This window comes from Rhodococcus sp. NBC_00294 (assembly GCF_036163995.1).
Lineage (GTDB): Bacteria > Actinomycetota > Actinomycetes > Mycobacteriales > Mycobacteriaceae > Rhodococcoides.
Map to the genome: position 1 here is coordinate 3,828,921 of NZ_CP108043.1, position 13,194 is coordinate 3,842,114.

Annotated in this window: 15 protein-coding genes; 4 read left to right on the forward strand and 11 right to left on the reverse strand. The window is 69.3% G+C overall.

Going from position 1 to position 13,194, the window contains the following annotated elements:
* Positions 1-43: 43 nt before the first annotated feature.
* Positions 44-661: an O-methyltransferase gene (locus tag OHB23_RS17820; protein ID WP_027503859.1), complete on the forward strand. Its 618-nt coding sequence runs from the start codon at positions 44-46 to the stop codon at positions 659-661.
* Between the two features lies 1 nt (position 662).
* Here OHB23_RS17820 and glgC read toward each other — a convergent pair whose 3' ends face one another.
* Positions 663-1,877, reverse strand: a complete 1,215-nt coding sequence (glgC, locus tag OHB23_RS17825) for a glucose-1-phosphate adenylyltransferase (protein WP_027503860.1) — start codon at positions 1,875-1,877, stop codon at positions 663-665.
* Positions 1,878-1,954: 77 nt separating this feature from the next.
* Between glgC and glgA the strand changes: the two genes are divergently transcribed.
* Positions 1,955-3,121: a glycogen synthase gene (gene glgA / locus OHB23_RS17830; RefSeq protein WP_056442603.1), complete on the forward strand. Its 1,167-nt coding sequence runs from the start codon at positions 1,955-1,957 to the stop codon at positions 3,119-3,121.
* On the opposite strand, the gene OHB23_RS17835 is transcribed toward glgA, so the two are convergent.
* From OHB23_RS17835 to dapE, 10 genes are all read right to left on the reverse strand, one after another.
* Positions 3,100-3,948, reverse strand: a complete 849-nt coding sequence (locus OHB23_RS17835) for a methyltransferase domain-containing protein (RefSeq protein ID WP_328810043.1) — start codon at positions 3,946-3,948, stop codon at positions 3,100-3,102. The genes glgA and OHB23_RS17835 overlap by 22 nt on opposite strands.
* 108 nt (positions 3,949-4,056) lie before the next feature.
* Positions 4,057-4,224, reverse strand: coding sequence for a DUF3117 domain-containing protein (locus OHB23_RS17840; protein ID WP_003406247.1), 168 nt, complete (start codon positions 4,222-4,224; stop codon positions 4,057-4,059).
* A 157-nt stretch (positions 4,225-4,381) separates the two neighbouring features.
* The gene (locus OHB23_RS17845; protein WP_027503863.1) at positions 4,382-4,945 is read right to left on the reverse strand and encodes a DNA-3-methyladenine glycosylase I; all 564 of its coding nucleotides are present in this window, start codon (positions 4,943-4,945) and stop codon (positions 4,382-4,384) included.
* Between the two features lie 13 nt (positions 4,946-4,958).
* Positions 4,959-5,282, reverse strand: a complete 324-nt coding sequence (locus tag OHB23_RS17850; protein ID WP_222638160.1) for a DivIVA domain-containing protein — start codon at positions 5,280-5,282, stop codon at positions 4,959-4,961.
* A gap of 101 nt (positions 5,283-5,383) precedes the next feature.
* Positions 5,384-6,346: a glucosyl-3-phosphoglycerate synthase gene (locus tag OHB23_RS17855; protein ID WP_285188446.1), complete on the reverse strand. Its 963-nt coding sequence runs from the start codon at positions 6,344-6,346 to the stop codon at positions 5,384-5,386.
* On the reverse strand, positions 6,343-7,155 hold the full coding sequence (gene folP, locus OHB23_RS17860; RefSeq protein ID WP_285189008.1) for a dihydropteroate synthase: 813 nt from the start codon (positions 7,153-7,155) through the stop codon (positions 6,343-6,345). The genes OHB23_RS17855 and folP overlap by 4 nt, the downstream gene beginning before the upstream one ends.
* A gap of 106 nt (positions 7,156-7,261) precedes the next feature.
* Positions 7,262-9,034 (reverse strand): long-chain-acyl-CoA synthetase, encoded by a 1,773-nt coding sequence (locus tag OHB23_RS17865; RefSeq protein ID WP_328810051.1) that lies wholly within the window; start codon positions 9,032-9,034, stop codon positions 7,262-7,264.
* 57 nt (positions 9,035-9,091) lie between these two features.
* Complete coding sequence (locus tag OHB23_RS17870; RefSeq protein ID WP_328810052.1) at positions 9,092-9,670, reverse strand: TIGR00730 family Rossman fold protein; 579 nt, start codon at positions 9,668-9,670, stop codon at positions 9,092-9,094.
* A complete protein-coding gene (locus OHB23_RS17875; protein WP_027503866.1) occupies positions 9,667-10,464 on the reverse strand; it encodes a TIGR00730 family Rossman fold protein in 798 nt (265 codons plus the stop codon). Before OHB23_RS17875 ends, OHB23_RS17870 begins: the two co-directional genes overlap by 4 nt.
* A gap of 10 nt (positions 10,465-10,474) precedes the next feature.
* Positions 10,475-11,587 (reverse strand): succinyl-diaminopimelate desuccinylase, encoded by a 1,113-nt coding sequence (gene dapE, locus OHB23_RS17880; RefSeq protein WP_328810053.1) that lies wholly within the window; start codon positions 11,585-11,587, stop codon positions 10,475-10,477.
* A 54-nt stretch (positions 11,588-11,641) separates the two neighbouring features.
* Between dapE and dapD the strand changes: the two genes are divergently transcribed.
* Positions 11,642-12,592: a 2,3,4,5-tetrahydropyridine-2,6-dicarboxylate N-succinyltransferase gene (gene dapD / locus OHB23_RS17885; RefSeq protein ID WP_328810054.1), complete on the forward strand. Its 951-nt coding sequence runs from the start codon at positions 11,642-11,644 to the stop codon at positions 12,590-12,592.
* 33 nt (positions 12,593-12,625) lie between these two features.
* Positions 12,626-13,183 carry a GNAT family N-acetyltransferase gene (locus OHB23_RS17890; RefSeq protein ID WP_328810055.1) on the forward strand — a complete coding sequence of 186 codons (558 nt, stop codon included), beginning with the start codon at positions 12,626-12,628 and terminating at the stop codon, positions 13,181-13,183.
* The last annotated feature ends 11 nt before the right edge of the window (positions 13,184-13,194 follow it).

Below are 13,194 nucleotides of genomic sequence, written 5' to 3' on the forward strand. Positions count from 1 at the left end.
GTGGGCGGGTTAGGGTCCCTTCGTGACTGCCGACGCCGCCAAGATGCTGCACTACGCCGAAGCCTCCGTCGTGGAGGACGAGATCCTGCAGGCCGCGCGCGAGCGCGCCGTGGATCTGGGCGCCGCGCCGATACCGGCGTCCGTCGGTGCCGTGCTCAGCATGGTCGCGCAGTTGTCCGGAGCGCGCACGGTGGTGGAGGTCGGAACCGGCGCCGGCGTCAGCGGGCTGTGGCTGCTGGACGGGATGCGGCCCGACGGGGTCCTCACCACCATCGACACCGAACCGGAGCATCAGCGCGCCGCCAAGGAGGCGTTCCGTTCCGGCGGCATCGGGGCATCGCGGACCCGGTTGATCAACGGCCGCGCCCTCGACGTGCTCCCCCGCCTGGCCGACGCGTCCTACGACCTGGTGTTCGTCGACGCGACGCCGCGGGACCACGTCGGATTCGTGACGGAGGGCGTACGGATGCTCCGCCCCGGTGGCGCCCTGATCCTGCACAACGCGTTGCTGGGTGGACGCGTCGCGGACGCCTCGTCACGCGACGAGGCCACCGTCGCCGTCCGCGCGGCCGCCCGCGCCATCGCGGAGAACGACAGCCTGACAGCGGTCGTCCTTCCCCTCGGCGACGGCCTGCTGTGCGCCTCGCGCGTGCCGGAGTGACCTAGATCCAGACACCCTTGCCGACGGCGACCACGCCGTTGGCGCTCACGTTGAACCGCTCGCTGTCCCGCTCGCGGTCGACGCCGATGATCTCGCCGTCGTTCACCACCACGTTCTTGTCCAGGATGGCGTTGCGGACGACCGCATTACGACCGATGCGCACTCCGGGCATGATGACGCTGCCCTCCACGGTGGCGCCCGCGTCGATGATCACCGACGAGCTCAGCACCGAGTTGCGCACCGTCGCGCCGGACAGGATCGATCCCGCTCCGACGATCGACTCCTGAGCCAGACCGCCCTGCACGAACTTGGCGGGCGGCAGGTTGTCCGCGGCGCCGCGGATCGGCCACCGCTTGTTGTAGAGGTTGAAGATCGGGTGGACCGACACCAGGTCCATGTGCGCGTCGTAGAATGCGTCCAGGGTGCCGACGTCGCGCCAGTAGCCCTTGTCCCGCTCGGTCGCACCCGGGACGACGTTGTCCTTGAAGTCGTAGACCGATGCCTTCCCGGCCGCGACGAGCGCGGGAATGATGTTGCCGCCCATGTCGTGATCGGAATCCGAGTCCTCGGCGTCGGCACGGATGGCATCGACGAGCACCTTGGTGGTGAAGACGTAGTTGCCCATCGACGCGAACGTCATGGTGGGGTCGTCCGGCGTTCCGGGCGGGTCCGACGGCTTCTCGAGGAACTCGGTGATGTTGCCCGAGGCGTCGCTGTCGATGCAGCCGAATGCCGTTGCCTCGGCGCGCGGTACGCGGATGCCGGCCACCGTGACACCGGCACCGGAATCGATGTGCTGCTGCACCATCTGCTCGGGGTCCATGCGGTACACGTGGTCCGCACCGAACACGACGATGTACTCGGGATCCTCGTCGTACACGAGGTTCATGGACTGGAAGATGGCGTCGGCACTGCCGGTGTACCAGCGGGGCCCGAGCCGCTGCTGCGCGGGCACGGGGGTGATGTACTCACCCGCGAAACCCGACAGCCGCCAGGTCTGGGAGATGTGCCGGTCGAGCGAGTGCGACTTGTACTGGGTCAGAACGCACAACCGCAGATAGCCGGCGTTGACGAGATTGCTCAGCACGAAGTCGATCAGGCGGTACGCACCACCGAACGGGACCGCGGGCTTCGCGCGATCGGCTGTCATCGGATACAGGCGTTTGCCCTCACCTCCGGCGAGCACGATTCCGAGTACATGCGGCTGGGTCCTCACAACAGCCAACCTATCCGGTTGTGACGAGCAATCGCTACGTATAGGCCGAATGCACACCGACGCGTTACGTTCCTCTCATGCGAGTGGCGATGATGACGAAGGAATATCCCCCCGAGATCTACGGCGGCGCGGGCGTTCACGTGACGCAGCTGGTCGACCGTCTCCGCGCACTGTGCGAGGTCGACGTGCACTGCATCGGCGCGCCGCGCGAGACCGCCGTCGTGCACTCGCCGGACCCGGCCCTGGTCGACGCGAACCCGGCCTTGACCACGCTCTCCACGGGACTGCGGATGGCGAACGCCGCCGGCGGCGCCGACGTGGTGCACTCGCACACCTGGTACACCGGCCTCGCCGGCCACCTCGCGGCCGAGCTGTACGGGATCCCGCACGTGCTCACCGCGCACTCGCTGGAACCGCGCCGCCCCTGGAAGGCCGAGCAGCTGGGCGGCGGCTACCGCATCTCGTCGTGGTCCGAGCGCAACGCCATGGAGTACGCCGACGCCGTCGTCGCGGTCAGCGACGGCATGAAGGCCGACGTGCTGGACTGCTACCCACGCATCGATCCGGACCGAGTTCACGTGGTGCGCAACGGCATCGACACCGAGGTGTGGCACGCCGGCGGCCCCGCGGACGGCGCGCCGTCCGCGCTCGAGGCGATCGGCGTGCGCACCGACGCCCCCATCGTCGCGTTCGTCGGCCGCATCACCCGGCAGAAGGGCGTGGGGCACCTCATCGCCGCGGCCCACTCGTTCGATCCGTCCATTCAGCTGGTGCTGTGCGCGGGTGCGCCCGACACCCCGGAGATCGCGGTCGAGACCGAGCGCGCCGTCACCGCCCTGTCCGAGAGCCGCGGCAACGTGTTCTGGGTCCGCGAGATGCTGCCGACCGAGCAAATCCGCCAGATCCTCTCGGCGGCCGCCGTGTTCGTGTGCCCGTCGGTGTACGAGCCCCTCGGCATCGTCAACCTGGAGGCGATGGCCTGCGAGACGGCCGTCGTCGCGTCCGACGTGGGCGGCATCCCCGAGGTCGTGGCCGACGGCCGTACCGGGGCTCTCGTGCACTACGACGCCGCGGACACCGCCACGTTCGAGGCGGACCTGGCCGCCGCGGTCAACGACCTCGTCGCCGACGAGAGTCGAGCAGCGCGGCAGGGTGTCGCCGGTCGCGAGCGCGCCGTCGCCGAGTTCTCCTGGGAGTCGATCGCGCAGCAGACGATGGAGGTCTACGCCGCGGCCCGCGCGTAGACACCGAGGGTCACCGACACGGTGACCTCGCGCGCGGGCGGCATCTCGTCGACCCGCGCGCGCAGATCCGCCGCCGGGATGTGGCGCGCCGACGGCCCCATGCTCACGACGTCGACGATCTCGTCCCGCGAGAGCGTGGTCGAGTAGGTGATCGGGACCCGGCGCACCCGCTCGAACCGGCCGCCGAGCGTGTCGCCCAACCTCTGCGTCTTGTTCTCGTCCACCCGGACGAGACCCAGATCGTCGACCAACTCGACGAGATGGCGCTCGGTGGGGGTGAGCACCACCAGCACCCCGGCCGGTGCGAGCACGCGCGCGAGTTCCTCGGCGTTGCGCGGCGAGAACACCGACAGGGCCGCGTCGATCACGCCGGAGCGGACCGGGATGCTCTGCCAGACGTCGGCGACCACCGCGGAGGCCCGAGGGTGCGATCGTGCGGCGCGGCGCGCAGCCGCCTTGGACACGTCGAGACCGACGCCGACGGCATCGGGGACGCCCGCGTCCAGCACGCGGGCGAGGTAGTGCCCGGTGCCCACTCCGACGTCGAGCACGCGGCGCCGGTCCCCCACGGCGTCGGCCACGGCGTCCATCAGCGGGTCGTAGTGCCCGCGGTCGAGGAACTCGGCGCGCGCAGCGACCATCTCGGTGGAGTCGCCGACGATCTTGCCGCCGGACCCGGAGAGCAGGCTGACGTATCCCTGGCGCGCGACGTCGAACGTGTGCCCGCGGTCGCACAGCAGCGCGGCAGATCCCGAGTCCGGATCGTCGGCCTCGAGGTCCGACCCGCAGTGTGGGCACGCGAGCAGGGCCACCGCATCGTCGTTCACGGTTCCTCCGCTCGTCGTGGTGGGTCGCTCGTTCGGTCGGGACGAGAACAGCCCCACCGGTCAGGGTCGGCCGGTGGGGCTGTTCTCACGGTGATGACAGGTGTGGTGTCAGCTGGTGACGCCCTTGAGCTCGTCGCCCAGAGCGGCTGCCTCGTCGGGAGTCAGTTCGACGACCAAGCGTCCTCCGCCTTCGAGTGGAACCCTCATGACGATTCCTCGTCCCTCTTTGGTCGCCTCGAGCGGACCGTCCCCGGTCCGGGGCTTCATGGCCGCCATTCTCTGCTCCCTCCAGATCTGCGCTGCCCTGCATCGCGCGCTGCATCAATTCGGTCGCGCCTCGCCGGGGTCCGACGAGGCTCGTGCACTTATTGTTCCCTATCCTCCGGATCCGTGGGCAACGGACACCCTCGAACGAGCGGGACACGGGTGTGTACTAGCGCGCGGGAACCCAGCATCCGGCGAGGTGATCGTCGACCATTCCGGTCGCCTGCATCAGCGCGTACGCCGTGGTGGGGCCGACGAACGCGAAGCCGGACTTCTTGAGAGTGCGCGCGAGAGCGGTGGACTCGGGTGTCACCGCGGGAACGTCCTGCAGGCTCGTGGGGCGACCGCGGCGCGGCGGTGCGAACGACCACAGGAGCGCGTCGAGATCGAGGTCCTGATCGACGATGGCCCGCGCATTACGCACCGCCGCAACGATTTTCGCGCGGTTGCGGACGATCCCCGCGTCACCCATGAGGCGTTCGACGTCGTCGTCTCCCCACCGCGCGACGACGGTCGGATCGAAGTGCGCGAACGCCGCTCTAAAGGCGTCGCGCTTGCGCAGAATGGTGATCCACGAGAGTCCCGACTGGAACGCCTCGAGGGTGATCCGCTCGTAGAGGGCGTCGCGACCGTGGACGATGACGCCCCATTCCTCGTCGTGGTACCGGGCGTACAGCGGATCGGTCGTCGGGTCACCGGCCCAGAGGCAGCGGGCCCGTCCGTCCGAACCGATCCGGAGACCGGACTCAGACGTCGTCACCGGGCGCGTCCTCCACGACGGCTTCCGACGGCTCGGCCTCGCGCAGGCGTAGCCGCAAGCTGTCGATCTCGACCGCGAGTCGATCGAGGGCCCAGTCGACCTCGCGGGCGTCGTACCCGCGCAGCGTGAGGGAGAATCGCAGCGCGCGCACGTCGCGCCCGGAGATGCCACGAGCGGGCAGCGCGGTGGCCGTGGTCCCCTCCGGCAACGGTTCCATCTCCTCCCCACGGCCGAAGACGACGGACGCGAGGAGGAACAGGGCCGCGGCCACGACCGCGATCACGACGACGTACAGCAGGATCGTCACCATGACACGGATCCTGTCACGACGAGGCGACAGGATCCGCGGCGGTGGTGCGCCTCTGCCGACCTGGACTTCTCAGCCCCCCGACTTCTCAGCCCCCCGACTTCTCAGCCCCCCGACTTCTCGACTCCCGACTTGCCCGCCCACGGCCGCACCGTGCGCATGGGCGGCCGGTCGGCCAGCGAGACGTCGGTGATCGAGGGCACGAAGGTCTCCCCGTCGAGGACGAACTGCGTGAGACCGGCTCCTGAGTCGGCGATGCCGGCGCGCGCCAGCATGGTTCCGACGATCTGACGGCTCATGGCCCCCAGCTCCACGAGCGGCCGGTTGCGGTGACGCCGGACTCCGAGGTTCACCTGCCCGATCGCGTCCATGCCCAACCGGTCGTACGTGTCCATCAGCAGACCGATCTCCACGCCGTACCCGGGCGCGAAGGGCACCGAGGACAGCAGTTCGCGGGTGCCCGCGTACTCCCCGCCCAGCGGCTGGATGACCCTTCCGAGCTCGGGACGCAGCGCGGCCAACAGCGGTCTGGCCACCAGTTCGGTCACGCGCCCACCACCGTGTGCTTCGGTCGACCCGCTCAGCGGCCGGCGGTAGTAGCCCTTGACCAGATGGATGCCGTCCCCCATGAGCAACGGCCCGAGGAGCTTGGGCACGAACTGCGGGTCGGGATCGATCAGGTCGGAGTCCACGAACGCGATGACGTCGCCCGTCGTGGCCGCGATCGCGCGCCACAACACCTCCCCCTTGCCGGGAGCGGGGGCGAGTTCGGGAACCGCCTCCTCCCGGGAGACGACGGTGGCACCGGCGGCCGTCGCACGCACGGCGGTCCGGTCGGTCGACCCGGAGTCGAGCACCACCAACTCGTCGACCAGTCGCCCGAGGAGCGGCGAGATGGTGTCGAGGACACCGGCGACGGTCTCCTCCTCGTTCAGTGCGGGAAGCACGACCGAGACGGTCCGGTCACCCTTCGCCGCCTCGAGCTCCTCGAGGGTCCAGGAGGGTGATTCCCAGCTGTTCTCGCGATCCCAGTCGGTCGCGGTGGTGAGCATGCCTGCGAGTGTCATGCCAGACCCCGTACCGTCCGGGCGGGAGCCCTGGTGCCTGCTATCGCTGCCACCATGTCGACCACCCGTCTCGTCGCTGCCACCTCGTGCACCCGGAACATCCGAGCACCCTGTGATGCCGTCAAAGCTGTCGCGGCCAATGTTCCCTCCAACCGTTCGGCAAGTCCTACACCCAGAGTCTCCCCGATGAAATCCTTGTTGCTCAGTGCCATCAGGACAGGCCATCCGGTGTTTACAAGACTGTCGATCCGACGCAACAGTTCGAGCCCGTGATAGGTGTTCTTGCCGAAATCGTGGGTCGGATCGATGATGATCCCGTCCGCTCGCACGCCCGCGGCCAGAGCAATCTCGGCCGATCGAGTCACCTCGGAGAGCACGTCGGCGACCACGTCGGGGTAGCGAACGCGGTGCGGCCGGGTCCGGGGAACGGCTCCGCCGGTGTGCGAACAGACGATGCCGGCACCGACCTCGGCGGCGACGTGCACGAGCTCGGGGTCCGCGCCGGCCCACGTGTCGTTGATCAGATCGGCGCCCTCGGCGCACGCGAGCCGAGCGACCTCGGCCCGCCAGGTGTCCACGCTGATCACCAGATCCGGGTACGCGGCGCGGATGGCGGCGACGAACGGCACGACCCGTCGGGTCTCCTCGGCGGCGTCGACGGTGGCGCCGGGTCCGGCCTTCACACCGCCGATGTCGACGAGGTCGGCACCCTCGTCCACCGCACGGCGGACCGCGTCCATCGCGGCGTCGTCCTCGAACGTCGCGCCGCGGTCGTAGAAGCTGTCGGGGGTGCGGTTGACGATGGCCATGACCAGCGCACGGTCGGTCGCGACCGGTCTACCGCACAGGGTGTCGGCGGGGACGGACGTCTCGGGTGCGCTCACACCACCATGATGCCCGTCCCCGGGGGCCACCTCAGCCCTTGGGCAGCTTGCCGGCACCGACCTCGTCGACGTACTCGTCGTAGCTCTCGACGTAACCGCCGGACTTGCCCTTCAGGACGAACAGGTCGCCGTCCCCGTCGCCGTAGCCCACCTTGCGGAGCTCGACCTTCTTGCTCTTGAACGTGGACGTGGCCTCGAGCGAGTCCACGACGCGGATGAACAGCGGCACGGCGTAGCCGGGCAGGTTCTTGTAGGCGTGCTCGGCGAAGCTCGCGCCGTCGAAGCTCTTGTCGTGGCGCAGGGTCACCGCCGCCATGCCCGCCTTGCCGTCGGTACCGGAAACGTCGACACCGAAGACCACGGCCTGATCGACGTCGGGGTGCGAGTTGAGCGCGCCCTCCACCTGGGTCGTGGCGACGTTCTCGCCCTTCCACCGGAAGGTGTCGCCGAGACGGTCGACGAACGCCACGTGCCGGAAGCCCTGCTGACGCACCAGGTCTCCGGTGTCGAACCAGCAGTCGCCGTCCTTGAACCCGTCCTTGAGGAGCTTCTTGTTCGTGGCCTCCTCGTCGGAGTACCCGTCGAACGGCGCGCGGTCGGTGATCTTCGACAGCAGCAGGCCCACGCCGCCGGACCCCACCTTGCGCAGCCGACCGTTGTCGTCCCGCTTGGCCTTGCCCGTCTCGTCGTCGTACTCGACGACGGCGTACGGCAACGGGCAGAAGCCTGCGGTGCGGTCGATGTTGAAGGCGTTGATGAACGCGATGTTGCACTCGCTGGCGCCGTAGAACTCCGCCACGCGCTCGATGCCGAAGCGGGTGGTGAACTCCTCCCAGATCTCCGGGCGCAGCCCGTTGCCCACGATCAGCTTGATCGTGTTGTCGGAGTCCTGCGGGGTCTCGTCCTGCGTCAGCAGGTAGCGGCACAGCTCACCGATGTAGGTGAACGCGGTGGCCTCGTTCTCGCGGACGTCCTTCCAGAAGTTGGACACCGAGAACTGCTTGCCGATGGCGATGGTGGCGCCGGACGCCAGCACGGACGACAGGGACACCGTCAGCGCGTTGTTGTGATAAAGCGGGAGGCAGCAGTAGAGGACGTCATTCTTGTCCAGACGCACGCCCATGCTGCCGAGACCGGACATGGACTTCATCCAGCGGAAGTGGCTCATCAGGCTGGCCTTGGGCATGCCCGTGGTGCCGGAGGTGAAGATGTAGAACGCCTTCTCCTTGGCCTGGACCTCGGCCGTGGTGGCCGGGTTCTCCGCGCTCGCCGACGCCGCCTTCTCGTCCAGCTCGTCCGCGTGCAGGATGACCTTCTCCGGGAGCGCCTCGTCGAGGGACTCGAGGGCCTCGACGCAGTCGCCGTCCACGACGAGGACGCGCGCGTCGAGGATGCCGAGACTGTGCTCGAGCACGTCGCCGCGCTGATTGAAGTTCAGCATTCCGGCCGTGGCGCCGAGCTTGACGGTGGCCAGGGCCACCAGCAGCGTGCGCATCGAGTTCTTGGCCAGCACACCGACGACGTCACCGCGCCGGACGCCGCGGTCGGTGAGCACGCTCGCGTACCGGTTCACCAGATCGTTGGCCTGGCCGTACGTGAGGGTGTCGCCCTCGAAACGTACGAACGGGTGGTCCGGCGTCTTCGCCGCGACGCGCTGGAAGATGTGGCCGATCGACTCCTTGTCGTCGGGCTTGCGCAGGAACCCGGGCACACCCCGGAGGACACTGGGCAGCGCCGCCGTCATCTTCGGAAGTGTGGCGGCGATGTCGAGCAATCCGACCTTGTGACGAGCCTCGGCACCCATGCTGTGGTTCCCTCCCCTGGCGAGCCGGCTGCGTCTCCGGCTGTGACGACGCTTACCTTACTGATTGGTAATGTTCACGGTGCGCGTGCCCTGCACGAGCCCACACGCCGTCAGAGCCGTGTCCACGTCCGCCGTGACGACCAGGCGATCGAGCGGGCGCTCGGAGACGAATCCCGTCCCGACGAGCGAGCGCATCCAGTCGAACAGCGGTGTGAAGTGGTTCACGGGATCCAAGACTACGACCGGTTTGTCGTGCATTCCCAGATATCCGGCGGTCCAGGTCTCGAACAGTTCCTCGAGCGTGCCGATCCCGCCCGGGAGCGTGATGAACGCGTCCGCCCGGTCGTCCATGATGCGTTTGCGCTCGCGCATCGTCTCGGTGACCACCAGCTCGTCGGCATCGATGTCCGCCACCTCGCGGTGCACCAGGGCCTGCGGGATGACTCCCACCGTGAATGCCCCCGCGGCGCGTGCGGCCGCCGCGACGGCGCCCATCATGGAGACGTTGCCGCCCCCGGACACCAACGTGCCGCCGCGACGTCCGATCTCGGTGCCCACGGCGGCGGCCAGATCGAGGTGATGCTGCTCCACCGGGCCGGACGCGCAGTAGACGCACACCGCGATCGACCCGGTCACTGCTCGGTCTCGCTCGCCCGCGACTCGGTCGCCGCGATCTCGGCCGCCCGGCTCTCGTCGACCCAGCGGACCACCTCCGCGACACTGTCCGTGCAGCGGATCAGCTCGAGATCCGCCTCGGACACCGTGCCGGCGGCCACCAGCGTAGTGCGGATCCAGTCGAGCAGCCCGCCCCAGAACTGCGTGCCGAACAGGATGATGGGGAACCGGGTGACCTTGCGGGTCTGCACCAGCGTGAGTGCCTCGAACAACTCGTCGAGCGTGCCGAATCCGCCCGGCATGCAGACGAAGGCCTGCGAGTACTTGACGAACATCGTCTTGCGGACGAAGAAGTAGCGGAAGTTGACGCCGAGGTCCACCCACTCGTTGAGCGACTGCTCGAAGGGCAGCTCGATACCGAGGCCGACCGAGAACCCGCCCGATTCGCAGGCCCCCTTGTTGGCGGCCTCCATCGCGCCCGGTCCCCCGCCCGTCACCACGGCGTAGCCGGCGCCGGCCAACGCGGTGCCCAGTTCGACGCCGAGCGCGTACTCCGCGGACTCGCGCGACGTCCGTGCCGACCCGAACACCGTGACGGCCCGAGGCAGTTCCGCGAGTGCGCCGAAGCCCTCGACGAACTCGCTCTGGATCCGCAGCACCCGCCACGGATCGGTGTGCAGCCAGTCGGCGGAGCCCCGCGAGTCGAGGAGCCGCTGATCGGTGGTGGACCCACCGAACTCCCGTCGGTCCATGACGGGCCCGCGGTAGTTCGTGGACCTCTCGCCGGCGTTCTCCCGGCTCTCGTGCGCTCCCATGACGGAGAGGCTAGTGGGCGCCGGTGGCGGTCAGATACCGGCGCAGGACGTCGGCGACATCGGTGATCTGCTGCACCGGTACACGCTCGTCGCGCTTGTGCGCGAGGTTGGGATCGCCGGGACCGTAGTTCACCGCCGGGATGCCCAGCGCGGAGAACCGGGAGACGTCGGTCCAGCCGTACTTGGCGCGGAACTCTCCCCCCGCCGCCGTGACCAGCGCCGCCGCCGCGGGTGCGGCCAGACCCGGCAGCGCGCCCGGCGACCTGTCGGTCACCTCGACGGTGAGATCGAGATGCTCCGCGTCGGTCGCCTCGCGCACGTGCTCGATCGCCTGCTCCACACTGCGGTCGGGGGCGAAGCGGAAGTTGACGTCGACGAATGCCTCGTCGGGGACCACGTTCCCGGCGACGCCGCCGCTGACACGGACCGCCTGCAGTCCCTCCCGGTACACGCAGCCGTCGATGTCCACGCTGCGCGGCGTGTACGCGGCGAGCCGGTCGAACAGCGGGCCCAGCTTGTGGATCGCATTGTCTCCCAGCCACGATCGGGCCGAGTGGGCGCGCGTCCCCGTCGCGGTGAACCGCATGCGGAGCGTCCCCTGGCACCCCGCCTCGATGTAGCCACCCGACGGCTCACCGAGAATCGCGACATCTCCGCGCAGCCACTCGGGCATCTCCCGCTCGATGCGACCCAGACCGTTGGCCGACGCCTCGATCTCCTCGCAGTCGTAGAAGATCAGCGTCAGGTCCGCGGTGGGCTCCGCGACCGTCGCCGCCAGGTGCAGGAACACCGCGTCCCCCGACTTCATGTCGACGGTTCCGCATCCGTGGAGGACGTCGCCCTCGGCGTGCCCGCGCTCGCGACGACTCGGCACGTTGTCGGCGATGGGGACCGTGTCCAGGTGACCCGCGAGGATCACCCGCGTCGGGAGCCCCCGGTTCGTCCTGGCCAGCACGGCGTCGCCCGAGCGCACGATCTCGAATCCTGTGGTCTGCTCGCGCAGCGCCCGCTCCACCGCGTCGGCCAGCGTGGCCTCGTCTCGCGAGACGCTGGGAACGTCCACCAGCGCCGCCGTGAGGTCGACGGGATCGGCGTGCAGGTCCAGGGAGATCGGTGCGCTCACGCAGCCGACCTTACGTTCGCCCGGCCGTCCGGTCGTCCTCTAGGCTCGGTCCCCGTGACCACAGGAGCAACGGCAGTCGGCATCGCACACATCACCTCGTCGGGAACGGTGCTGGACACCTGGTTCCCCGCTCCCGAGCTCGCCGAGGTGGCCGAGACCGGCACCGCACGGCTCGACGCGGCGGACGTTCCCCCGGAACTGGCCGCGCTGGTCGGACACGACGACGCCCGCGACCTCGACATCGTCGCGGTGCGCACCACCATCTCCTCCCTCGACGACGCCCCGGTCGACGCGCACGACGTCTACCTGCGCCTGCACCTGCTCTCGCATCGCCTCGTCCGGCCGCACGGCCTCAACCTGGACGGCCAGTTCGGCCTGCTGTCCAACGTGGTGTGGACCAACCACGGCCCGGCGGCCGTCGACGGCTTCGAGGCGACGCGCGCCCGTCTCCGTGCACGGGGCGCCGTCACCGTCTTCAGTGTCGACAAGTTCCCGCGACTCGTCGACTACGTACTCCCCACCGGTGTCCGCATCGGCGACGCCGGTCGCGTGCGCCTCGGCGCCCACCTCGCATCCGGCACGACGGTCATGCACGAGGGTTTCGTGAACTTCAATGCCGGCACGCTCGGCTCGTCCATGGTCGAGGGCCGCATCTCCGCCGGCGTCGTCGTCGACGACGGCTCCGACGTGGGCGGCGGCGCCTCGATCATGGGCACTCTGTCCGGCGGCGGCAAGGCCGTCATCTCGGTGGGACAGCGTTGCCTGCTCGGCGCCAACGCGGGCCTCGGCATCTCCCTCGGCGACGACTGCGTCGTCGAGGCGGGCCTCTACATCACCGCGGGCACCAAGGTCACCGGCCCGGACGGCACCGTCGTCAAGGCGGCCGATCTCAGTGGGCAGTCGAACATGCTCTTCCGTCGTAACTCCGTTTCCGGTGCCGTCGAGGTCGTGCCGTGGAAGGGTACGGGCGTCGAGCTCAACTCGATCCTGCACGCCAACGACTGAGCGATTCGGCGGCAGGCTGCGTCCGGGGGGACCGTGAGCCAGGAAGCGATACAGCAGGAACCGCGACTCGAGTCGGTGATCACCGACGATCTGGGTGACGCGGACGCCCACACGTGCGAGGGGCTGGTGCGCGGCGCCTTCGGCGAGCGCTTCACCCCGCACGACTGGCAGCACGCCCTGGGCGGTACCCACTTGATCCTCCGCGACGGCGACCGCATCATCGGTCATGCCGCCGTGGTGCCGCGCCTTCTCCACCACGGCGGCGACGAGTTCGACGGCGGCTTCGTCGAGGCCGTCGCCCTGGACCCGGAGTTCCGGGGCACCGGGCTGGGTGCGCGGCTCATGGCCGCGATCGAGGAGCAGATCGAGTCGGACGACGTGGTCGGCGTGCTCAATTCCCTTCCCGACGCCGTCGGGTTCTACGAGCGGCGCGGTTGGGTGCTGTGGCGCGGACTGCTCGGCGGCATCGGCAACACGGAGGAGCCGACACCGCCCGACGAGGACGACGCCGTCATGGTGTTCCGTCCCGAGTCCCGTCTCGATCCGGACGGCACGCTGCTGGTCAACAATCGCGTCGGGTCGCGCTGGTAGTCCTGCCCTCC

Coding starts and splice junctions, on each gene's coding strand:
- OHB23_RS17850 (WP_222638160.1), bottom strand. CDS start 5,282: ATGGTGACGATCCTGCTGTACGTCGTCGTGATCGCGGTCGTGGCCGCG.
- OHB23_RS17840 (WP_003406247.1), bottom strand. CDS start 4,224: ATGGCGGCCATGAAGCCCCGGACCGGGGACGGTCCGCTCGAGGCGACC.
- OHB23_RS17865 (WP_328810051.1), bottom strand. CDS start 9,034: ATGGGTGCCGAGGCTCGTCACAAGGTCGGATTGCTCGACATCGCCGCC.
- OHB23_RS17855 (WP_285188446.1), bottom strand. CDS start 6,346: ATGACACTCGCAGGCATGCTCACCACCGCGACCGACTGGGATCGCGAG.
- OHB23_RS17875 (WP_027503866.1), bottom strand. CDS start 10,464: ATGGGAGCGCACGAGAGCCGGGAGAACGCCGGCGAGAGGTCCACGAAC.
- OHB23_RS17820 (WP_027503859.1), top strand. CDS start 44: ATGCTGCACTACGCCGAAGCCTCCGTCGTGGAGGACGAGATCCTGCAG.
- folP (WP_285189008.1), bottom strand. CDS start 7,155: ATGGCCATCGTCAACCGCACCCCCGACAGCTTCTACGACCGCGGCGCG.
- glgA (WP_056442603.1), top strand. CDS start 1,955: ATGCGAGTGGCGATGATGACGAAGGAATATCCCCCCGAGATCTACGGC.